The organism is Microbispora sp. NPDC049633, assembly GCF_040675265.1.
In the GTDB taxonomy this organism is placed as follows: domain Bacteria; phylum Actinomycetota; class Actinomycetes; order Streptosporangiales; family Streptosporangiaceae; genus Microbispora; species Microbispora maris.
On sequence record NZ_JBFAOO010000005.1, the window covers coordinates 1 to 20,026 of the forward strand.

Genomic DNA, 20,026 nt, shown 5'->3' on the forward strand with positions numbered 1-20,026 from the left:
CGCCGCGCAGCGGGCCGTCGGCCGTCTGCTGTTCGGCAACCGGGGTGACCCGGCCGCCGCGCTGTCCCTGCTCGGCCAGCGCCTGGAGTCGTCGGCCGACCCGACGCGGCTGCTCGACCGCGCGGCCGAGACGGTGGCGCACACGCTGCGGCTGCCCGCGGTCGCCGTGCTCGCCGCCGACGGCACGCCGGTGTGCGCCGAGGGCGGCGTCCCCGGCGACGGCGTACGGCTGCCGCTCGTGGTGGGCGGGCGTGTGGAGGGGGAGCTGCGCGCGGCTCCCCGTTCGCCGGGCGAAGCCCTGTCGGCGGCCGACCTGGCCGTGCTCGACGATCTCGCCCGCCAGCTCGCCGTCGCCCTCGCCGCCGTGCGGCTCGCCAGGGAGGTGCAGACGTCGCGGGAGCGGCTGGTCATCGCCAGGGAGGAGGAACGGCGCAGGCTCCGCCGTGACCTCCACGACGGTCTCGGTCCCGGCCTGGCCGCCATCGGCGTACGGCTCGACGTGATCGAGGCCACCGCCGCGGGCGTGTCGCCGGCCGTGCGGTCGTCGCTGTCGGAGGTCGGGCAGCTCGTCCAGGGCCTCGTCGGCGACGTGCGGAGGATCGTCCACGACCTGCGCCCGCCGGCGCTGGACGAGCTCGGGCTGGCCGCGGCCCTTGAGGACCTGGCCCTGGACACGGGGGAGACCGCGGAGGGCGGCCCCGCGGTCACGGTCCGGGTGCCGGAGCCGCTGCCCGAACTGCCCGCCGCCGTCGAGGTGGCGGCCTACCGCATCGCCCAGGAGGCGCTGGCCAACGCGCTGCGCCACGCGGGGGCCCGGAGCATCGAGATCGTCGTCCGGATCGAACGGGACGGGCTGGTCCTGCGGGTCCGCGACGACGGCCGGGGGCTGCCCGAGCCGCTCGTCGAGGGCGTGGGATCGGGCAGCATGAGGGAGCGTGCCGCCGAGCTCGGCGGCGTGTTGCGCAGGACGTCCGCCTCCGGGGCGGGCACGACGGTGGAGGCGGTGCTGCCGCTGTGACGGAGACCGAGCCGGTGCGGGTGTTGCTGGTGGACGATCACCCGCTGCTGCGGCACGGCCTGCGGGCGCTGCTCGAACAGGTCGGCGGGGCCGAGGTGGTGGGCGAGGCGGGAGACGGGGAGGAGGCCGTCGCCCTCGCCCTGTCGCTGCGGCCCGACGTGGTCGTGATGGACCTGGTGATGCCGGGCACCTCGGGCCTCGATGCCACCCGCCGGCTGGTCGACCGCGATCCCGGCCTCGGCGTGCTCGTGCTGACGATGAGCGAGGACGACGCGTCGGTGTTCGCCGCCCTGCGCGCGGGCGCGCGCGGCTACGTGCTCAAGGGCACGGGCGGGGCGGAGTTCATCGCCGCCGTGCATGCGGTCGCCAGGGGCGAGGCCGTGTACGGCCCCGCCGTGGCCCGGCGCATCCGCAGGTTCCTGGCGTCGGGCCCGGACGTCACGCCGTTCCCCGAGCTGACCGCCAGGGAGCGGGAGATCCTCGACCTGCTCGCGTCCGGCAAGTCGAACGCGGAGATCGCCCGCGCCCTGTTCCTCAGCCAGAAGACCGTGAAGAACCACCTGACGTCCGTCTTCGCCAAGCTCCAGGTGGCCGACCGGGCGCAGGCCGTCGTACGTGCCCGCAGGGCCGGTCTCGGCGAGTGAGCCCGCGCCGGCGCGCACGGACGCCCCGGCTCAGTGCTCGGCGAGAACGATCACGGCGTCGTCCGGGGCGAACGCCACGGTACGCGACCGGTCGGGGTTGAGCACGATGCCGTAGTGGGGCGGCTCGCCGACGTTCGCCGCCAGGCGGTAGCCGATCGCGGTCTCGCCGCGCCGCAGGGCCGACTCCACGATCGTGCGGAAGGCGACGGGCACGCCGGTGGTCACGTAGTCCCGCACGGGCCGCGGGTAGACCTCCGAGCCCGCGGAGTCGAACAGCTGCCCGAAGACCTCGGCGAGGTGCGGATTCTCGGCGAGTTGCGCGAGCAGCAGGCCGATCACCGTGTCGCTGATCACGATGTCGTCGGCCTCGGTGACCTCGGCGAGCGAGCGGTTGTTCTCGTCGTGCATCTCGCTCACGATCGAGTACTTCTCGCCGAGGGTCGCCTGCATGTCGCGGAGCTGCAGCAGCGTCATCAGCGTGCGGGTGTCGGCGTGATGCGGGTCGTGCCGGTCGTCGGAGAGCACGATGACGTGCTGGTAGACGCCGACGCCGAGGGACTCCAGGGCGTACCTGTCGGTGGCGTCGCACTCCTTGACGTTCACCGTGAGGTTGGCGAGGCCCGCCAGACCGGCCCTGGCGCCGGGATGGTCGCTCGCGACGTCGAGCACCGAGCCGGGGGTCACGTAGCCGTCCAGGTAGCGGATGATCCGTGCGGCGCGGCCGTTCCAGCCGAGCATCAGCGTCCGCTCCGCGGCCCTCTCCGGGGCGCGAGGAGGCACGATGTGCCGTTCGTCGGCGGGCGCGGTGCCGTTCGCCAGGCGGATGAGCGAGTCGTCCTGGGCGAGCACGACGAGCTCGTCGGAGGTCCCGATCGCCGTGTGCCGCGGCGGGTTCAGCGCCACGCCGGCGGACGTGCGCAGGCCGAGGACGGTCGCGGTCGCGTACGCGTCGAGGGCCTGCGCGTACGACCGGCCGGCGAGGGAGGGGTCGCGGCGCAGGTAGATCTCGCCGCCGTCGAAGTTCAGCAGGTCCATGCAGACGACGGACATGCCGGACTGGCGGGACGACTGCACGATCAGCCGGGCGGCGATGTCGTCGCTGTCGACCAGGTGGACGCCCGGCCCGCCGGCCAGCCGGGCGGCGGCCATGTTGCGCGAGGAGGCGATGGCGGCGACCACGGGAGGGTGGTCGCCGGCCCGCTTCGCCAGCGCGAGCAGGGTCTTGATGACGTGCGCGTCCGGGTCGTCCTTCTCGGGGGACAGCACCACGATCGTGCGCGCCGTGTTAAGGCTCAGCAGGTCGAGGTCGGTCGGCTCGGTGGGCCGGCCGGTGCGGCAGACCAGCCGCGTCCTGCCGGTGTCGCCCACCCGCGCCCGGATGGCGTCCTCCATGGCCGGCTTGTCCTTGTCGGCCAGGATCGCGATGACCGAGCCGTGCTGGCTGGAGTGCGCCTTCACCAGCTCGGAGACGATCGTGTAGAGCTGCTCGGACCAGCCGAGGATGACGGTGTGGCCGCTCTCGATGACGCGCGAGCGGCCCTTGCGCAGCTCCTCGATCTTGCCGCGCAGGCCGGCGGAGAGCACGCCCACGAGGATGCTGACGATGAAGATGCCCCCCAGGGACGCACCCAGCATGATGGCGAGGAAGGGCGCCGTCCCGGCGTCCCCGGCGATCTTCCCCGGGCTCAGCGCGTGCATGAGCGCGAGCCACAGCACGCCCGGCCAGCCGTGGTACTTGAGCGCCTCGTCGGGGGTCAGCCACATCGTCAGCGCGCCGACCACCACGATGAGCCCCAGCGACACCATGGCCAGCCAGCCGATCAGGGCGGCCGTGCCCCTGGCCATCGTGTTGTCGAACCAGTAGCTCAGGCGCTCCTTGACCGTGGGTTTTGACACCGGCTCCCCCGTCTTTGATAGGCAAACGCCAGACATAGTAGAAGCGACTAGGCTTCACCGTGTGACGGATCTGATACTCGCCTCCGCTTCGCCCGCCCGCCTCGGCGTGCTGCGGGCGGCCGGGCTCGATCCGAAAGTGATCGTCAGCGGGGTCGACGAGGACGCGATCACGGCCGGGACGCCCGAGGAGCTGTGCCTGAAACTGGCCGTGGCCAAGGCGGACGCGGTCGCCGGGACGCTCGGCGACGGCATCGTGATCGGCTGCGACTCGGTGCTCGAACTCGACGGCGTCGCGTACGGCAAGCCGGGGACGCCCGAGGAGGCGGTGCGCCGCTGGCACATGATGCGGGGCAGGACCGGCCGGCTGCTGACCGGGCACAGCGTGGTCGACGTGGCCGGGGGCCGCGGGGTGTCCGAGGTGGCGGCGACCGTGGTGCGGTTCGGCACGCCGTCCGACGAGGAGATCGAGACGTACGTCGCCAGCGGGGAGCCGCTGCGCGTGGCGGGGGCGTTCACGCTCGACGGCCTGGGCGGCTGGTTCGTGGAGGGCATCGAGGGCGACCACGGCAACGTGCTCGGCATCTCGCTGCCCCTGCTTCGCCGCCTTTTCGCCGATCTGGACGTGCCGGTGACGACCTTGTGGCGCTAGCCTGCCCGCCATGAGTGGCATCGGGCGGCCCGCCGGACGGCGCGGCGTCGGCGGTTTCGCCGAGGGAATCGGGTTCTGCTTCCGGGGTCTCGGGTGGGTCGCCCGGCATCCCCGCTGGTGGTTGTTCGGGTTGATCCCGGCTCTGATCGCGTTGGTGCTCTACGCCCTGGCGCTGGTCTGGCTGGGCACGCACGCCACCGACGTGGCGGCCTGGGCGACGCCCTTCGCGGACGACTGGGGCTGGCGCGACACGTTCCGCACGCTGGTCGGCGTGATGATCTTCGTGGTGGGTCTCGCGCTCGCCGTGCTGACGTTCACCGCCGTCACGCTCGTCATCGGCGACCCGTTCTACGAGAAGCTGTCGGAGAAGGTCGAGGAGGATTGCGGCGGTCTTCCCGGCGGCGACCAGCCCTTCTGGTCGTCCCTGTTCCGGTCGATCCGCGACAGTCTCGTCACGCTCTGGTACGTCCTGCTGTTCACGGTGCCGTTGTTCGTGCTCGGTTTCGTGCCGGTCGTCGGGCAGACCGTGGTGCCCGTGGTGGGGGCGTTAGTCTCCGGGTTCTTCCTCACGGTCGAGCTGACCGCCCTGGCGATGGAACGGCGGGGCCTGCGGCGCAAGGAGCGCTTCGCCCTGCTCAGGTCGAACATGTCCGCCACGCTCGGGTTCGGCGTGCCGCTCTTCCTCGCGTTCATGGTGCCGCTCGTCAGCGTCGTCGCGATGCCCGGCGCGGTCGCCGGCGCCGCCATGCTCGTCCGCATGCGTATGGCGCCGGCGGCCGTACCGGAAGGTCAGGCCAAGGACACGAGACCGGCGTAGCCGGCGTTCCACATGTCCTCGACCCCGTCGGGCAGCAGCAGGACGCGGTCGGGGCGCAGGGCGTCCACGGCGGCCTCGTCGTGGGTGACCATCACGACGGTGCCCTGGTAGGAGGCGACCGCGGCCAGCACCTCGTCCCGCGACGCCGGGTCGAGATTGTTGGTCGGCTCGTCGAGCAGCAGGACGTTGGCCCGCGAGCTGACCAGGGTGGCCAGCGCCAGGCGGGTCTTCTCGCCGCCCGACAGCACACCGGCGGGCTTGGCCGCGTCGTCCCCGCCGAACAGGAACGAGCCGAGGATGCGGCGCGCCTCGCCGTCGCCCAGGTGCGGCGCGGCGGCGGCGAGATTCTGGGCGACGGTGCGCGCCGGGTCGAGCGTGTCGTGCTCCTGCGCGAAGTAGCCCAGGCGCAGACCGGGCCCGTGCACCACGCGGCCCGAGTCGGGGCGTTCCCGCCCGGCGAGGATCCGCAGCAGGGTGGTCTTGCCCGCGCCGTTGAGACCGAGGACGACGAGCCGGCTGCCCCGGTCCACCGCCAGGTCGACACCGGCGAGCACCCGCAGGTCGCCGTACGCCTTGGTGAGGCTGATCGCGCCCAGCGGGGTACGGCCGCAGGGGGCGGGCTCGGGCAGCCGGATGCGGGCGACCTTCTCGGCGCGGCGGGCCGGCGCCGCCTCGGCCAGCATGCGGTCGGCCCGCCGCGCCATCTCCTTGGCCCGCGCGGCCGTCGACTTGCCGGCGCGCATCCTGTCGGCCTGCGCGTGCAGCGCGGCGGCCTTGCGCTCGGCGACCGCCCGCTGCCGGGCGCGCCCGCGCTCGGCGGCGTCGCGGTCGGCCAGATAGGTGCGCCAGCCGGTGTTGTGCACCTCCAGCGCGGCCCGGCCGGGGTCGAGATGCCAGATCCTGTTCACGGTGTCGTCCAGGAGTCCGGTGTCGTGGCTGATCAGGACCAGCCCGCCGGTGCGGCCGGCGAGGAACGACCGCAGCCAGGCGACCGAGTCGGCGTCGAGGTGGTTGGTGGGCTCGTCGAGCAGCAGCGTGCCGTGCCCGGCGAACAGGATGCGGGCGAGTTCGACCCGGCGGCGCTGCCCGCCGGACAGGGTGCCGACCGGCTGGGTCATGACCCGTTCGGGCAGGCCGAGCCCGGCGGCGATGCGGGCGGCCTCGGCCTGCGCGGCGTACCCGCCGCGGGCCTCGAACTCCGCCTCGGCCCGGACGTACCGCCGCATCGCCTGCTCTCGCAGGGCGGGGTCGGCCATGGCCGCTTCTGCGGACCGCAGCGCGCGCTCGGCCTCGTCGAGGCCCCGGGCCGACAGGATGCGGGCGGCGACGGTGAGGGACGGATCGGCCGCCGCGGGATCCTGCGGGAGATAGCCGACCGGGCCGGTGCGGGTGACGGTGCCCGCGGCCGGTCGCAGTTCGCCGGCCAGGGTCTTCAGCAGGGTGGTCTTGCCCGCGCCGTTGCGGCCGACCAGGCCGACGCGGTCGCCGGGAGAGACGTGGGCGGTGACGTCGGACAGCAGGAGACGGGCGCCGACGCGCACGTCGACACCGCGAAGGGTGATCATAGGATGACGCTCCGGAGAAGCTCAAGGACACACGGGTGGCGTGAAAGCGGGTGTCCGAGCTAGGAGATCCGGGGCAGAGACATGGTGCCGAGTGTAGGCCGGGCGCTCTGTCCGGTGCCAACGGTTTTCCGGCTGCCCGGTTTTCCGGCTGCCGGGCTGCCGGGCAGCCGGGCAGCCCGGTCGTCCGGTTGTCCACAGGAGGACGGCTGTCCCCAGAACGCGCTTCGGTCCTCCTGGGGGCGCGGTCGTCCGGCGAGGCTTGCGGCCATGACGATTCCGAAGCTCGTGCTCTCCTCGCCGGCGGACATTCTCGCCGCCGTGCCCTATCTCGTCGGGTTCCATCCCGCCGACAGCCTCGTCGTGACCGGCTTCGCCGGTTCCGAGGTGCGGCTGACGACGCGCTGGGACCTGCCGGCCGCCGCCGAGGACCTCGACCGGCTGGTCTCGCTGCTGCGCCGCGAGGCGGTGACGGCCGTGTTCGTCATCGGATACGGCCCCGGCGCCACGGTGACCCCTGCCGTCGACACGGTGACGCGGCTGCTGCGTGCCGAGGGCATCGGGGTGACCGAGAGTCTCCGGGCCGAAGGCGGGCGCTACTGGTCCTACTCCTGCGGCAGCGCGACCTGCTGTCCCGCGGAGGGCACGCCGTACGACACCGAGCGCAGCCGTGTCACCGCGGAGGCCGTGATGCACGGGCTGGTCGCCCTGCCCGACCGGGGCAGCCTGCGGCGATCGGTCCAGCGGTGCGGTGGTGTGGTGATGCGGGAGGCCACCCTCCGCGTGATGGCCGATCTGCGGGCGTTGCCGGAGCCCGGGGAACCCGCCGCGGACGAACTGGCGGCGCGGTTCGTGGCCGAAGGGCTGGCACGGGTGCGCACCGCCCTCGGCCTGTACGACTCCGGGGGCCGGCTGGACGACGACGGCGCCGCCCGGCTGGGGCTCGACCTCGCCGTGGTCAGGGTGCGGGACGAGGCGTGGGCGTTGGTCGACGACCGTGACGCGCACATCGCGTTGTGGCGCGACCTCACCCGCCGCCTGGAACCGGGCCACGCCGCGCCCGCGGCCTCACTGCTGGCGGCCGCCGCGTGGCATCGGGGGGAGTGCGCACTCGCCGGGATGGCGCTGGAGCGGGCGCTCGCCGCCGACCCCGGCTACTCGATGGCGCTCCTGCTCCGGCAGGCCCTGACGTACATGATGTCTCCCGCCATGCTCCGCGACCGCATGCCGACGCCGGAGGAACTCGACGACGAGATGGGCCGTCCCCGGGCGATCTGGCTCGCGCCGCTGCGCGCACTGCTGGCCCGGGATTTGCCCGGGCCGGCACCGGCGGCGGTGCGGCGCGGCCGTCAGACCGGGTCGCCGTCCTGAGCCCGGCGGCGCTCGTTGTAGGCACGCATCCGGGCGGGGTAACCGGTGAGCTGCACGTCGTAGACCGGGAGAGCGAGGTCCCTGGCGACCTTCGCGATCACCGTGGGAGACCCGACACGGCGACGGGTCCACTCCCCGTCGTGCGCGACGGCCACCGCGGTGGTGTCGGTCGCGAAGGTCTCGGGCTCGACGTAGAACTCGACGCCGCGCCGCGTCTTGGCGAACTCGATGAGGGTCTCGATGTCGGCGTCGGTCGCCTCGCGGTCGAACTTGGCCACGCGGGCGCCCCGTCGCCGCCGGAGCCCATAGCGATCTCGCCATCTCATAGTGCTTGTATACATCGCCGGGGATCACGATGACGTTAAGGGAACGGTCTCGGGGCGATGTCGGGGATGTCCCTGATGCCGCCGGGCACGTAACCGGCACAAGATGGAGGCAGACTCGAAGAGAGCCGAGCAGCCGACGTGACGGAAGGCGATGAGTGATGCCCACGGCAGTGACACCACCCTGGCAGGGCCGTGCCCCCATGCCACATCCTCAGTTGCGCGTCACCAACCAGGATCGGGAACAGGTGGTCGAGCACGTCAAGGCGGCCTACGCCGAGGGCAGGCTCGACAAGCACGAGATGGACGAGCGCCTGCATCTGGCGATGACCGCGCGCACGCACGCCGACCTCGTGCCCATCATGAACGACCTGTACGGGACCCGACCGGCCTACGTCCCCCGGCCGCCGTCGTACCGCGCGGCCGCGGCCCCTGACGGGGGAGACCGGGTCGGGGCGGCGGCCTCGCACGTGTTCGGGCTGCTGGGGTTGTTCATCATCGGCCCGCTGCTGATGATGGTGACCGCGGGACGGACGTCCCCCTACGTCAGGAGGCACGCGGTGGAGTCGCTGAACTTCCACCTCACCGTGCTGGGGGCGACCGTGCTGCTGCCGCTCACCGTCGTCGGGCTCGTCCTGGTGCCGGTCGTCTGGGTCGTCGGACTGGCCCTGTGCGTCGTCGGCGGGGTGTCGGCACTCGCCGGCACCGAGTTCCGCTACCCGCTGACCATCCGTCTCGTGAAGTGACGTCCGGAGCGGGGCGTCCGGTCAGGGCATGAGCGCGCGGACCGCGGTCACGGTGTCGGCCTCCTCGGGCCGCTTGTCGGGCCGGTAGCGCAGCACCCGCGCGAACCGCAGCGCCATGCCGCCGGGGTAGCGGCTCGACCGCTGCACGCCGTCGAAGGCGATCTCCACGACCAGCGCGGGCCTGAGCGTGACGACGTAGTCGTCCGCCGGCCCCTCCGCCAGTCGCAGGAACTGCTCGGTCTGCCAGGTCAGCAGCTCGTCGGTGAGGCCCTTGAACGTCTTGCCGAGCATCACGAAGCCGCCGGTCTCCGGGTCAAAGGCGCCGAGATGCAGGTTGGACAGCCAGCCTCGGCGCCGCCCGCTGCCCCACTCGGCGGCCAGCACGACCAGGTCGAGCGTGTGCCGCGGTTTGACCTTGATCCAGCCCGCCCCCCGCCGGCCGGCGGCGTACGGCGTGCGCAGCGACTTCACCACGACGCCCTCGTGGCCCCGCCGCACGGCGTCGCCGAAGAACGCCTCGGCCTCGTCGGCGTCGGCGGTGACGAGCCGAGGCGTGATCAGCCCGGCCGGGACCGCGGCCTCCAGCGCGGCGTGCCGCTCCTCGTCGGGCAGGTCGAGCAGGTCGGCGCCGCCCACGCGCAGGGCGTCGAAGAAGAAGACGGTCAGTGGCACGGTCGCGCGCAGCGACGCCACGTCGGTCCTGCTGGCCACCCGGCCCGAGGTGACCTGGAACGGCTCGGGGCGGCCGTCCGGGCGCAGGGCGATGACCTCGCCGTCGAGCACGAGATCGGTCCCGGGCAGGCCGAGCACGGCCTCCACCAGTTCGGGGACCTGGGCGGTGATGTCGTCGAGCGTGCGGGTGAAGACGGCGACCCGGTCGCCCGACCGGTGGGCCTGGACCCGCACGCCGTCGAGCTTCCACTCCACCGCGGCAGGGACGCCGGCCTTCTCCAGAGCGGCGGTCACGCTGGGCGCGCTCTGCGCGAGCATCGGCGCCACCGCACGCCCGACCTCCAGATGGAACGCCTTCAGCTCCGCGACGCCGCCGCGCAGCGCTGCCGCGCCGACGGCGGGCAGCGAGCCGCGCAGGGTCAGGGCCCGGCGCACCTCGGCCGCGGGCACGTTCGCGGCCATGGCGATCGCCTCGATCATCACGCCGTTGAGCGCTCCCTGGCGCAGCTCGCCCGTCAGCAGCCGGTGCATGAACGACTGCTCCTGGCGGGTGAGGGCGCCGAACAGCTCGCCCAGCAGCTCACGCCGCGCGGCCTGCGAACCGGCGCCGGACCGGGACTTGATGCGTTCGAGCAGCTCGTCGACCCGGGTCAGGGTCGCCGTGGCGACCTGACGCGGCTCGGGGAGGTCGGACAGGCTCCGCCACCCCACCCCGATCTGCCGCTGCGGCAGCTCACCCGACAGGTACGCGATGGCGATCCCGGCCTCGTCCGCTCCCACCCTGCCGAGCAGCTCGGCGAGATGCCTGATCTTGGCGAGCCGCGCCGAGTCCGCGGCGACGGCCGCGGAGGTCCTGGCAAGGTCGATCAGCAACACACCGTAATCCTGCCTCACCGCAGCGGCAGATGCCCAGGCCGGGGGTCGGGCATCAGCTGTAGTGACGCGCGCTCGGCCACAGCTCGCGCCACGGGCGGACGGGATCGCGGCAGACCGTGATCGGCACGCCCTGCTCCTCGCCCGGCATTCCGCTCAGCCTGCCCGCCGGGACGCAGCGGGTGAAGACGGTGGCGAGGTCGGCGGGCGGGTAGCCGACGGACACGACCACCCGGGTCCCCTCCGGCGGCGGCCCCCACCACCACAGCTCGTTGTGGCCGCTGTACACCGGGGGCAATCCGAACTCACCCGCCCAGCGGCGCAGCGCGCCGGCCTCGCCGTAGTTGGCCGCGAGCAGCACCGCTCCGGCGCGCTCGGCGGCGGGCAGGCCGTCCACCACCCGGGCCGTCTGCGCCGCCACGTCGCGCATGCCCACCGACTCGCGGGCCACCTCGTTCACGGCGGCCACCGGCGTTCCCCCGAGCGACGCGGCCGGGACGACCGGCAGCGCCAGCACCACCGCGACCACGGCGCCGACCGCCAGTGCCGCGGTCAGCGCCGTCCGCCATCGCCACCCCGCCGCCGTGACGCACCCGGCCGCGAACAGGTAGAGCAGGAACGCGCCGGTGTAGTCGGGGCGGCCGCCCGAAATCAGGATCAGCGCGCAGGCCACGGGATAGGCGATGGCGAGCGAGCGGACCCGCCGGTTCCGCCACAGGCGCAGCCACCCGGCCGCGCACACCACCGCCTGCACGGGCCCGAGCAGCACGATCTGAAGGGGGACGAAGGACGCGCGGTTGTCCGCGCCCTCGTCGATCCGCAACGCCTCGGCCATCTGGAACTGCGGCCAGTCGTGCGTGGCCTGGTAGACCAGGTTGGGCGAGGCGATGGCCAGGGCCAGGAGGGCGCCCGCCCACAGCCGCCTGTCCCGCAGCACCTCGCGCGGACCGGCCACGAGGATGCCCAGGCCGACGCCGCCCAGCAGCACCACGATCAGATCGCGGTTGTACGCCGCGATCCCGCACAGTGCTCCCGTCCAGAGCCAGTAACGCCCGTCCCCCCTGAGCAGCACCCGCAGCAGGCACAGCGTGACCGCGCTCCACAGCACGAGGTCGGGGGTGAGGGTCAGCAGCGCGTGCCCGGCCACGAGAGGCAGCACGGAGGTCGCGGTCCCGGCCGCGGCGAGGATCTGGGCCGCGCGGCCGCCGCCCAGCTCGCGGGCGGCCAGCGCGACGAGCACGACCAGAGCCCCGGTGCACAGGGCGGGGACGATCCGCAGCGCGACGACCGTGTCCCCGAAGAGCGTCGTGGACAACCGGGCGATCATCGGCGTCAGCGGCGGAGTGTCGAAGTATCCGAGCCGCGGCCGTTCACCCAGCATGCGGAAGTACAGCTCGTCGCGGTGGTACCCGTACCACGGGCTCACCGCGAGGAGCACGGCCACGGTCACGGCCGCGATCCCGGCCACGGCCCGGGGCGGCGCGGCGAGCGGGCCGCCCGCCCGGACACCTCTGCCGGCCGCCGGTGTGCCGGCGATCGCCTGCCCGTCCGCGGTCACGCCGGCCTCCCGGAAGCCGGCGTTCGCATGGGGCCGCCTCTGGAGCCGTGCTTCGGGAGGGCATCGTCCACGCGGCCATCATCCTCGAAGCGCTCCGGCTCGCCTACCCCCGGACAGGCGCCTTCCGGTGTCGGGTCAGCCGACGCCGAGCAGGTCGACGACGAAGATGAGCGTCTCGCCGGGCTTGATGAGGGCGCCCGCGCCGCGGTTGCCGTACCCGAGGTGCGGGGGGATCGTCAGGCGGCGCCGCCCGCCGACCTTCATGCCGGCCACGCCGCGGTCCCAGCCGGCGATGACCCGGCCGCCGCCGAGCGGGAACTGGAACGGCTGGCCGCGGTTCCAGGAGGCGTCGAACTCCTCACCCGTGGAGAACGCCACCCCGACGTAGTGGACGGTCACGTTCTGCCCGGGCTTGGCCTCCGGCCCGTCCCCCTCGACGAGGTCGACGATCTCCAGGTCCGCGGGCGGCGCGCCCTCGGGGAAGTCGATTTCGGGCTTCTCCAGTGCCACGTGGGCCTCCTGTTCTTCCAGTGCCGGAAGTTCCGACCGGCTGACGACTCTACCGGTGACGGCCGACACGACGACGCCTTCCCCACACGGCGTGGGGAAGGCGTCGCGGCTTGCGTGGACGACGGGAGAGGGTTACCGGCGAAGGCCCCTGGACGCGCCCGCCCGGTCGTCGGCGCGCTCCTCCTCGGCGCGCTCCTCCTCGGCCGGCGCCTCCTGAGGCGCGGTGTCGCCCGTGGTGACCGGAGACGTGGTGGCCGGAGACGCGGTGACCGGCGACGTGGTGGCCGGCGACGTGGTGACGGGCCCGGCCGACGGCGGACGCTGGACGACGACGGTGTCGGCCGGCTGCACGCCGCCCTGCAGCAGCGCCTGGGCCTGGTCGAGCATGGGGGAGGCCACCAGCACGTCGTAGCGTCCGGCGACGATCGAGCTTCTGGACGAGAAGTCGCGCGTGCCGCCGGTGAAGGCGTGGCTCGTGAAGCCGAAGGCGGCGCCGGCGATGGCGCCCCAGAGGATCGACCACAGCACCAGCCCGATGAACGAGGTCGTGGTCGAGGTGAACAGCCCGAGGAACAGGCCGACGACGAGTCCGAACACCGCACCGGTGATCAGGCCCGACAGCGCGGCCCTGCCGTTGGTGAGCCGCCCGGTGACCGTCTCCTCCAGGCGCAGGTCGCTGCCGACGATCGCGGTGTTCTCCACCGGGAATCCGGCGTCGGACAGGGTGTCGACGGCTCGCTGCGCCGCCGTGTAGTTGTCGTAACTGACCAGCAGTCGTCTGTCGACCGCCGGACTGACCGGCCCTCCGGCCGGGGAGTACTGCATGATCGCCTCCGCGGGGTAGTGCGGTCGGTACACGAACGCACTACCCCGACAGAGCCCGATATTCCTGTGCGGAATAGAAGGAGTCACCAACTCTGGTGGAGCGGCATGCCCTCGCTGTACCCGGAGGCGCTCTGCACGCCGACCACGGCCCGCTCGTGGAACTCCTCCAGCGTCGTGGCGCCCGCGTACGTGCAGGAGGAACGCAGACCGGCCACGATGGCGTCGATCTGGTCCTCCACACTGGGCCGCGCCGGGTCGAGGTACATCCGCGACGTCGAGATGCCCTCCTCGAACAGCGCCTTGCGGGCCCTCTCGAACGGCGAGTCCTCGGCGGTGCGCAGCCGTACGGCGCGGGCCGAGGCCATGCCGAAGTTCTCCTTGTACTTCCGCCCGTCGGGGGCGGTGCGGGTGTCGCCGGGCGACTCGTACGTGCCGGCGAACCAGGAGCCGATCATGACGTTGGAGGCTCCCGCGGCGAGCGCGAGCGCGACGTCGCGGGGGTGGCGCACGCCGCCGTCGGCCCACACGTGCCGGCCGAGGCGGCGGGCCTCGGCCGCGCACTCCAGCACGGCGGAGAACTGCGGCCGTCCCACGCCGGTCATCATCCGGGTCGTGCACATCGCGCCCGGGCCCACGCCGACCTTCACGATGTCGGCGCCGGCGTCGACGAGGTCGCGTACGCCCTCCGCGGTGACGACGTTGCCGGCCGCGACCGGCACGGAGGGATCGAGCGCGCGTACGGCCCGCAGCGCCGAGATCATCTTCTCCTGGTGGCCGTGCGCCGTGTCGACCACGAGCACGTCGACGCCGGCGTCGAGCAGCTCCTTGGACTTGGCGGCCACGTCGCCGTTCACCCCGACCGCCGCCGCGACGCGCAGCCGGCCGTGCGGGTCGAGGGCGGGCTGGTAGAGGGTGGAACGCAGCGCCCCGGTGCGGGTGAGGATGCCGACCAGGCGGCCGTCCTCGTCCACCACGGGCGCCAGCCGGTGGCGGCCCTCGTGCAGCGCGTCGAACGCGGCCTGCGGGTCGACGCCGCGCGGCAGCGTCTGCGGTGAGGCGGTCATGACCTGGGAGAGCTGCGTGAACATGTCGACGCCGTGGCAGTCGGCCTCGGTCACCACGCCGACCGGGCGGTTCTCCCAGTCCACGACGATGACCGCGCCGTGCGCGCGCTTGGGCAGCAGGGTGAGCGCCTCGCCCACCGTGTCGTGGGCCGTGAGCGTGATGGCCGTGTCGTGGACGAGGTCGCGGCTCTTCACCCAGTCGATGACGTCGGCCACCACGTCGATCGGGATGTCCTGGGGGATGACGGCGATGCCGCCGCGCCTGGCGACGGTCTCGGCCATGCGGCGGCCCGCGACGGCCGTCATGTTGGCGACGACGACGGGGATCGTGGTGCCGGTGCCGTCGCCGGTGGACAGGTCCACCGCGAGGCGCGACCCGACGGAGGAACGGGACGGCACCATGAACACATCGCTGTACGTGAGATCGTAGGGCGGCGTCACATCATTGAGGAATCGCACGTTTGTCCAGCCTACGTTGTGAGCGGGTCATACCCGGCATTCCCGGCCGCCGCCGGACCAGACCCGGACACGGGATACATTGACCTCGCCTGAAAGGAGAGCTTGTGATCATCGTTGACCGTCCGGAGACGCTCGTCGTCGGCTTCGCCGTGCGGACGACCAACGCGGCGGAGGCGGACCCGGCCCGCGCCCAGTTGCCGGGCCTGTGGGCCCGCGCCGGTGCGCCCGGCGCCTTCGCGCACGTGCCCGGCCGGGTCGACGAGAACCTGTACGCGGTCCTGACGGACTACGAGAGCGACCACAACGGCGCCTACACCCAGATCGTCGGCGTGGCCGTGCGCACGGCCGCGCGGCTGCCCGAGGGCATGGTCGCCGTACGGGTGCCCGGCGTGCCCGCGCTGCTGTTCGAGGCGCGAGGGCCGATGCCGGGGGCGCTCGTCGAGGCCTGGCAGCAGGTGTGGAAGCACTCGGAGTCGGGCCTCACCCCGGCCCGCGCCTTCACCACCGACCTGGAGATCCACCATCCCGGGGGCGTCGACCTCTTCGTGGCCACGCTGCCGTCGTTCGGGGATCCGACCGGGCCCATTCCGCCGGTTCAGGCCACGCCCGCCTGACCGCCGGTCCGGTCGTCGTCCAGGCCGTCGTCGTGGTCGTCGTGGTCGTCGTCGTGGTCGTCGTCCGGCGGCGGGTCGGGCAGCCGCCACCCGGCGACCAGCAGCGGCAGCAGGATGTGCGTCCACAACAGGGCGAAGACGCCGAGGAAGACGGCCGCGCCGGGGATCTGGGCCTTCTCGCCCGCGTCCCAGGTCGCGACCACGACGAACACCGCCAGGCCGCCCAGGACGAGCCGCATCACCCTGTTCGCGTACGTGTGGGCCCGGAACCTTTCGCCGACCTGCCGTTCGTCGAGACGGCTCTCCGGCAGCGAGGCGAGCCCGCGGGTGGCGCTGTTGAGGGCGGTCACGACCGGGATGTAGATCGCCAGCATGACGACCAGCAGCACGAGGTTGACCCGGACGGCGGTGTCACTCGGGGCGATCGCCCACGACACCGCCGCGTCCGCCCACAGCAGCAGCACGCTGGCGGCGCCCGCCACGACGAGCAGGCGACGCCGCCGCCGGGTGCGGTGCAGCGCGGGAAGGTGTTCCTGCTCCATCGCCCGGGCGATGTGGTGGTCCCAGCGGTCGCGCAGGCTCATGACGCGCTCCCCAGCCTGGGAAACGGCTTGAGGGAGAAGACGACCTCCACCGGCACCTCGAAGAACTCGGCGATCCGCAGGGCCAGGTGGAGGCTGGGGCTGTACTCGCCGCGCTCCAGGTAGCCCACCGTCTGGTAGTGCACCCCGAGCGCGGCGGCCAGGTCCCGGCGCGAGACGCCGCGATCGGCCCTCAGCACCGCGATGCGGTTGAACACCGGCTCCTCGGCCACGTCTCACCTCCGTCGGGCCCACGGGACCGCTCATCTTCCGCGGACCCGGCGCAGCAACCAGGGGGCTAGAACCATACCGCCGACCGCCCACGCGCCCAGCACGGTGGCCGCCTGGCCCAGCCGCCACGCGTGCGCGACCTCGGTCGCGAGGACCGAGTCGGGCAGGAGCGCCGCGCGCAGCCCGAGCGCCTGCCAGTAGAGCGGGAACACCTCGGCGATGCGGCGCACCAGGTCGGGCAGCGTGTCCAGCGGCAGCATCACCCCGGAGACGACCATCAGGAGCATCGCCGGCAGGGCGAGCATGGCGCCCGCCTTCGGGCCGGGCAGCACGCTGCCGATGACCGCGCCCACCGGCACGACGGCCAGCGTGCCGAGCACGACGACCCAGGCGAGGGTGAACCAGCGCGCGGGCGTCGCAGGCGCCGGGACCCCGGCGAGCGGGATCGCGAACGCCAGGACCAGGGTGATGTTGACGAGGATCGTCAGCAGCACCGTGGTGGCGCGGCCGACCAGGTAGACCCGGATGCCCCGGGGCAGCGTGCGCGCCCGCAGCAGCGTCCCCTCCTCCCGGTCCGCGGCGATCAGCATGGGCAGCGCCGTCAGCCCGGTCGTGAAGATCGCGAACGCGATGAAGCCCGGCGTCATGAACGTCCCCACGGTGACGGTCGTGCCCTCGACCGGTGTGTCGCCGATCCAGAGGATGAGCAGCCCGTAGGTGACGACGCTCCCCGCGACGGCGTTGAACAGCTCCTTGCGGTCGCTCCACTGGTTGAGCTGCTCGATCCAGCCTCGCCGCAGTCCCAGCATCGTCGCGTTCATCGGGTCCTCGCCTCCTCGATGAGGTCCAGGTAGCTCTCCTCCAGCGTCGGCCGCCGGATCTCCAGCCCGGGGACCGGGCCGCCGTACCGCTGATGCAGTTCCCAGGCCACCCCGGACGGGTCGGCGGTCTCCAGTTCGCCCTCCGCCCAGCGCACCCGCGACGGCGCCTGCACGGCTCGCGCGAGCTCGGTCGGGCTGCCGCAGGTGAGCACCCGCCCGGCCACCAGCACGGCGATCCGCCCGGACAGCCGTTCGGCCTCGGCCAGGTCGTGGGTGGTGAGCAGCACGGTCAGCCCCTCCTCGACCGCCAGCCGCTCGATCAGCAGGTGGAACTCGCGCCGGGCCTCGGGATCGAACCCGGTCGTCGGCTCGTCCAGGAACAGCACCTCCGGCCGCCCGACGATGCCGAGCGCCACGTCGAGCCGCCGCCGCCGGCCCCCGGACAGCACGGCGGCCCGGACGCCCGCCGACTCGGTGAGGCCGAGCACGGCCAGCAGGTCGTCGACGTCGCGGGGGTCGTCGTAGTGCGCGGCGACGTGGCGAAGCAGGTCGCCTACCCGCCAGCGCGGGTGGTCGCGCCACGACTGGAGCACCACCCCGAGCCGCGCCCGCCAGGCGTCGCCGGCCCGCGCCGGGTTCTCCCCGAGCACGCTCACCTCGCCGGTCCAGCCGGTCCTGAACCCCTCCAGGATCTCGACGAGGGTGGTCTTGCCGGCGCCGTTGGGCCCGAGGAGCGTGAACACCTCGCCGCGCCGCAGGTCCAGGTCGACCCCCTCCAGCACCCGGACGGGCCCGTACGCCATGCGTAGCCCGCGTACGCGGATGACGACGTCGTCCATGCATCCTCCTATGCAGCAGCCTTGCTCTCGAATGTAGTAGGTGTACTACATTCGACACAAGAGCTGCTGCATCAGAGGGCGTATGGGTGATCGCTCAGGGCGTCCAGAGAGGCTCGGGGATCTCGAAGCCGACCGGCTCGCCCCAGCGGTTGCGGTAGGCGACCTCGTGGGCGGGCCGGCGCGGGGCCACCCCCCAGCGGCCGGTCGGGTAGCCGAAGGTGACCATGCACGCCACCTGCCAGCCCTTGCCCTCGGGCACGCCGAGGATCCGCATCGTCTCCGCGCCGTGGAACAGCCCCAGCACGGACGTCAGCGCGCTGCCCACGCCGAAGGCCCGGGCGGCGAGCTGGGCGCTCCAGACCGAGGGGTAGATGGAGCCGCCGCCGGGGTCGTTGCGGGTGAAGGCGAACATGAGCAGGGGATAGGACTCGAAGTTGTCGGCCAGATGCTGGGCCGAGCGCAGCACGTTGAGCGTGCCGGTGTCGCCGGTCGCCTCGGCCCGCTCGCGCATCGGCTTGTAGTGCCCCTCGAACAGCCTGCCGAGCGCGTCCCGGTACAACGGCCCCAGCTGGGACTTGACCTCCGGGTCGTCCACCAGCAGGAACCGCCAGCCCTGGGTGTTGCCGGCGCTGGGGGCGCGGACCGCGGCGTCCAGGATGCGTTCCTGGACCTCCGCGGGGATCGGGTCGGGCTTGACCCGCCGCATGGCGCGGGTCGTGTAGAGGGCTTCGAAAACGTCCATGTGCGGGGGGACTCCTCGTTCTGTCGGCAGGGTGAAGCAGGGACGGTCAGGCCAGCACGCCGGCGGCGCGCAGGGCCTTCGCCTCGTCGTCGGGCAGGCCCCAGGAGCTCAGGTCCCGCAGCCGGGTGGCGGGGGACAGGTCGCCGCGCGGCGCGCCGAGCAGCCGGGGCGCGGGCGCCGCCTGCGGCAGCCCGCCGACCTCCACGAACGTGCCGCGCGCCCGGTTGTGCGGGTGCCGGGCGGCCTCGCGCGGGTCGAGCACCGGGGACACGCAGGCGTCGGAGCCGTCGAAGACCGCCTCCCACTCGGCCCGCGTACGCGACCCGAACGCCTCCGTCAGCCGCTCCCTGATGGCCGGCCAGTTCGCCCGGTCGTCGCGGTCGGGCATGTCGTCGATGCCCATCCGGGCGAGCATCTCCGCCCAGAACTGCGGCTCCAGCGCGCCCACGGCGAGGAAACCGCCGTCGGCCGTCTCGTAGGTGTCGTACATGGGGGCGCCGGTGTCGAGGAGGTTGGTGCCGCGCGGACCCCAGTGGCCGCCGTGCACCGCGCCGTAGAACATCGACAGCAGCAGCGCCGCGCCGTCGACCATCGCCGCGTCCACCACCCGGCCCCGGCCGGTGCGCTCCCGCTCCAGCAGGGCCAGCAGCACGCCGTAGGCCAGCATGAGCCCGCCGCCGGCGAAGTCGCCCAGGATGTTGATCGGCGGAGTGGGCTTGCCGCCCTCGCGACCCAGCATCGACAGGGCCCCCGCGATCGCGATGTAGTCGATGTCGTGCCCGGCCGTGGAGGCGAGCGGGCCGTCCTGGCCCCAGCCGGTCATCCGGCCGTAGACCAGCCGCTCGTTCACCGCGTGGAGGTCGGCGGGCCCGATCCCGAGCCGTTCGGCGACGCCGGGCCGGAACACCTCGATCACCACGTCGGCCCGCTCGGCCAGCCGCCTGAACGCGGCGACGCCCTCGGGCGACTTCAGGTCGAGGCCGATCGTGCGCTTGCCGCGGTCCATCACGTCGCGGCGCGGGGTGTCGCTCACGGCCTTCACGCGGTCGATCCGCAGCACCTCGGCGCCGTGGTCGGCGAGCATCATCCCGGCGAACGGCCCGGGCGCGAGACCGGCCAGCTCCAGCACGCGGACGCCCGCCAGCGGTCCCCGCGACTCGTCCATCCGAACCCTCCTCAACGCGGCATCACTCAACGCGACAGTAGAACAT

The 20,026-nt window shown here is 73.2% G+C and carries 21 protein-coding genes; 7 read left to right on the forward strand and 14 right to left on the reverse strand.

Features of this window, described 5'->3' with window-relative positions; genetic code table 11:
• Together AB0J39_RS02615 and AB0J39_RS02620 are read left to right on the forward strand one after the other, a co-directional pair.
• Positions 1–1,018: sensor histidine kinase (locus AB0J39_RS02615; protein ID WP_363461058.1), on the forward strand; the 1,018-nt coding region annotated here is incomplete at its 5' end.
• Positions 1,015–1,662, forward strand: a complete 648-nt coding sequence (locus AB0J39_RS02620) for a response regulator transcription factor (RefSeq protein ID WP_363461060.1) — start codon at positions 1,015–1,017, stop codon at positions 1,660–1,662. The genes AB0J39_RS02615 and AB0J39_RS02620, both read left to right, overlap by 4 nt.
• Positions 1,663–1,692: 30 nt before the next feature.
• Here AB0J39_RS02620 and AB0J39_RS02625 read toward each other — a convergent pair whose 3' ends face one another.
• Positions 1,693–3,558, reverse strand: coding sequence for a potassium transporter TrkA (locus AB0J39_RS02625; protein WP_363461062.1), 1,866 nt, complete (start codon positions 3,556–3,558; stop codon positions 1,693–1,695).
• A 61-nt stretch (positions 3,559–3,619) separates the two neighbouring features.
• Between AB0J39_RS02625 and AB0J39_RS02630 the strand changes: the two genes are divergently transcribed.
• Positions 3,620–4,207, forward strand: a complete 588-nt coding sequence (locus AB0J39_RS02630) for a Maf family protein (RefSeq protein ID WP_363461064.1) — start codon at positions 3,620–3,622, stop codon at positions 4,205–4,207.
• A 10-nt stretch (positions 4,208–4,217) separates the two neighbouring features.
• Positions 4,218–5,024, forward strand: a complete 807-nt coding sequence (locus AB0J39_RS02635; RefSeq protein WP_363461066.1) for an EI24 domain-containing protein — start codon at positions 4,218–4,220, stop codon at positions 5,022–5,024.
• Here AB0J39_RS02635 and AB0J39_RS02640 read toward each other — a convergent pair.
• Positions 4,997–6,589, reverse strand: a complete 1,593-nt coding sequence (locus AB0J39_RS02640; RefSeq protein WP_363461068.1) for an ABC-F family ATP-binding cassette domain-containing protein — start codon at positions 6,587–6,589, stop codon at positions 4,997–4,999. The two genes, AB0J39_RS02635 and AB0J39_RS02640, sit on opposite strands and share 28 nt — an antisense overlap.
• Before the next feature lie 267 nt (positions 6,590–6,856).
• On the opposite strand from AB0J39_RS02640, the gene AB0J39_RS02645 reads away from it, so the two are divergent.
• Positions 6,857–7,957, forward strand: coding sequence for a DUF4192 domain-containing protein (locus tag AB0J39_RS02645; RefSeq protein WP_363461070.1), 1,101 nt, complete (start codon positions 6,857–6,859; stop codon positions 7,955–7,957).
• Here AB0J39_RS02645 and AB0J39_RS02650 read toward each other — a convergent pair.
• Complete coding sequence (locus AB0J39_RS02650; protein ID WP_363461072.1) at positions 7,936–8,283, reverse strand: hypothetical protein; 348 nt, start codon at positions 8,281–8,283, stop codon at positions 7,936–7,938. The genes AB0J39_RS02645 and AB0J39_RS02650 overlap by 22 nt on opposite strands.
• A 200-nt stretch (positions 8,284–8,483) precedes the next feature.
• Between AB0J39_RS02650 and AB0J39_RS02655 the strand changes: the two genes are divergently transcribed.
• On the forward strand, positions 8,484–9,026 hold the full coding sequence (locus tag AB0J39_RS02655) for a DUF1707 and DUF4870 domain-containing protein (protein ID WP_363461074.1): 543 nt from the start codon (positions 8,484–8,486) through the stop codon (positions 9,024–9,026).
• A gap of 21 nt (positions 9,027–9,047) precedes the next feature.
• Here AB0J39_RS02655 and AB0J39_RS02660 read toward each other — a convergent pair whose 3' ends face one another.
• The 5 genes from AB0J39_RS02660 to AB0J39_RS02680 all read right to left on the reverse strand — a co-directional run bounded on the left by AB0J39_RS02660 (position 9,048) and on the right by AB0J39_RS02680 (position 14,987).
• A complete protein-coding gene (locus tag AB0J39_RS02660; RefSeq protein ID WP_363461076.1) occupies positions 9,048–10,574 on the reverse strand; it encodes an ATP-dependent DNA ligase in 1,527 nt (508 codons plus the stop codon).
• 52 nt (positions 10,575–10,626) lie between these two features.
• Positions 10,627–12,129, reverse strand: a complete 1,503-nt coding sequence (locus AB0J39_RS02665; RefSeq protein WP_363461078.1) for a glycosyltransferase family 39 protein — start codon at positions 12,127–12,129, stop codon at positions 10,627–10,629.
• Between the two features lie 135 nt (positions 12,130–12,264).
• Positions 12,265–12,639, reverse strand: coding sequence for an FKBP-type peptidyl-prolyl cis-trans isomerase (locus AB0J39_RS02670; protein WP_079316111.1), 375 nt, complete (start codon positions 12,637–12,639; stop codon positions 12,265–12,267).
• 132 nt (positions 12,640–12,771) lie between these two features.
• The gene (locus tag AB0J39_RS02675) at positions 12,772–13,464 is read right to left on the reverse strand and encodes a general stress protein (protein WP_363461080.1); all 693 of its coding nucleotides are present in this window, start codon (positions 13,462–13,464) and stop codon (positions 12,772–12,774) included.
• A gap of 83 nt (positions 13,465–13,547) precedes the next feature.
• Positions 13,548–14,987: a GuaB1 family IMP dehydrogenase-related protein gene (locus AB0J39_RS02680; RefSeq protein WP_363461082.1), complete on the reverse strand. Its 1,440-nt coding sequence runs from the start codon at positions 14,985–14,987 to the stop codon at positions 13,548–13,550.
• Between the two features lie 104 nt (positions 14,988–15,091).
• Between AB0J39_RS02680 and AB0J39_RS02685 the strand changes: the two genes are divergently transcribed.
• A complete protein-coding gene (locus AB0J39_RS02685; RefSeq protein ID WP_363461084.1) occupies positions 15,092–15,601 on the forward strand; it encodes an effector binding domain-containing protein in 510 nt (169 codons plus the stop codon).
• Here AB0J39_RS02685 and AB0J39_RS02690 read toward each other — a convergent pair.
• From AB0J39_RS02690 to AB0J39_RS02715, 6 genes are all read right to left on the reverse strand, one after another.
• Positions 15,583–16,185, reverse strand: a complete 603-nt coding sequence (locus AB0J39_RS02690; RefSeq protein ID WP_363461086.1) for a hypothetical protein — start codon at positions 16,183–16,185, stop codon at positions 15,583–15,585. The genes AB0J39_RS02685 and AB0J39_RS02690 overlap by 19 nt on opposite strands.
• A complete protein-coding gene (locus AB0J39_RS02695) occupies positions 16,182–16,415 on the reverse strand; it encodes a helix-turn-helix transcriptional regulator (protein WP_183544114.1) in 234 nt (77 codons plus the stop codon). Before AB0J39_RS02695 ends, AB0J39_RS02690 begins: the two co-directional genes overlap by 4 nt.
• 30 nt (positions 16,416–16,445) lie before the next feature.
• Entirely contained in the window at positions 16,446–17,234 is a 789-nt protein-coding gene (locus AB0J39_RS02700) for an ABC transporter permease (protein ID WP_363461089.1), read from the reverse strand.
• Positions 17,231–18,073 (reverse strand): ABC transporter ATP-binding protein, encoded by an 843-nt coding sequence (locus tag AB0J39_RS02705; RefSeq protein ID WP_363461091.1) that lies wholly within the window; start codon positions 18,071–18,073, stop codon positions 17,231–17,233. Before AB0J39_RS02705 ends, AB0J39_RS02700 begins: the two co-directional genes overlap by 4 nt.
• Before the next feature lie 94 nt (positions 18,074–18,167).
• Positions 18,168–18,815 (reverse strand): nitroreductase family protein, encoded by a 648-nt coding sequence (locus tag AB0J39_RS02710; protein ID WP_363461093.1) that lies wholly within the window; start codon positions 18,813–18,815, stop codon positions 18,168–18,170.
• A gap of 46 nt (positions 18,816–18,861) precedes the next feature.
• Entirely contained in the window at positions 18,862–19,980 is a 1,119-nt protein-coding gene (locus AB0J39_RS02715; protein ID WP_363461095.1) for a CaiB/BaiF CoA-transferase family protein, read from the reverse strand.
• Between the last annotated feature and the right edge of the window lie 46 nt (positions 19,981–20,026).

Bases quoted from the DNA above. Each gene is read 5' to 3' on its own strand.
- AB0J39_RS02635 (WP_363461066.1), top strand. From the start codon at position 4,218: ATGAGTGGCATCGGGCGGCCCGCCGGACGGCGCGGCGTCGGCGGTTTC.
- AB0J39_RS02640 (WP_363461068.1), bottom strand. From the start codon at position 6,589: ATGATCACCCTTCGCGGTGTCGACGTGCGCGTCGGCGCCCGTCTCCTG.
- AB0J39_RS02645 (WP_363461070.1), top strand. From the start codon at position 6,857: ATGACGATTCCGAAGCTCGTGCTCTCCTCGCCGGCGGACATTCTCGCC.
- AB0J39_RS02650 (WP_363461072.1), bottom strand. From the start codon at position 8,283: ATGAGATGGCGAGATCGCTATGGGCTCCGGCGGCGACGGGGCGCCCGC.
- AB0J39_RS02655 (WP_363461074.1), top strand. From the start codon at position 8,484: ATGCCACATCCTCAGTTGCGCGTCACCAACCAGGATCGGGAACAGGTG.
- AB0J39_RS02675 (WP_363461080.1), bottom strand. From the start codon at position 13,464: ATGCAGTACTCCCCGGCCGGAGGGCCGGTCAGTCCGGCGGTCGACAGA.
- AB0J39_RS02690 (WP_363461086.1), bottom strand. From the start codon at position 16,185: ATGAGCCTGCGCGACCGCTGGGACCACCACATCGCCCGGGCGATGGAG.
- AB0J39_RS02700 (WP_363461089.1), bottom strand. From the start codon at position 17,234: ATGAACGCGACGATGCTGGGACTGCGGCGAGGCTGGATCGAGCAGCTC.
- AB0J39_RS02705 (WP_363461091.1), bottom strand. From the start codon at position 18,073: ATGGACGACGTCGTCATCCGCGTACGCGGGCTACGCATGGCGTACGGG.
- AB0J39_RS02710 (WP_363461093.1), bottom strand. From the start codon at position 18,815: ATGGACGTTTTCGAAGCCCTCTACACGACCCGCGCCATGCGGCGGGTC.
- AB0J39_RS02715 (WP_363461095.1), bottom strand. From the start codon at position 19,980: ATGGACGAGTCGCGGGGACCGCTGGCGGGCGTCCGCGTGCTGGAGCTG.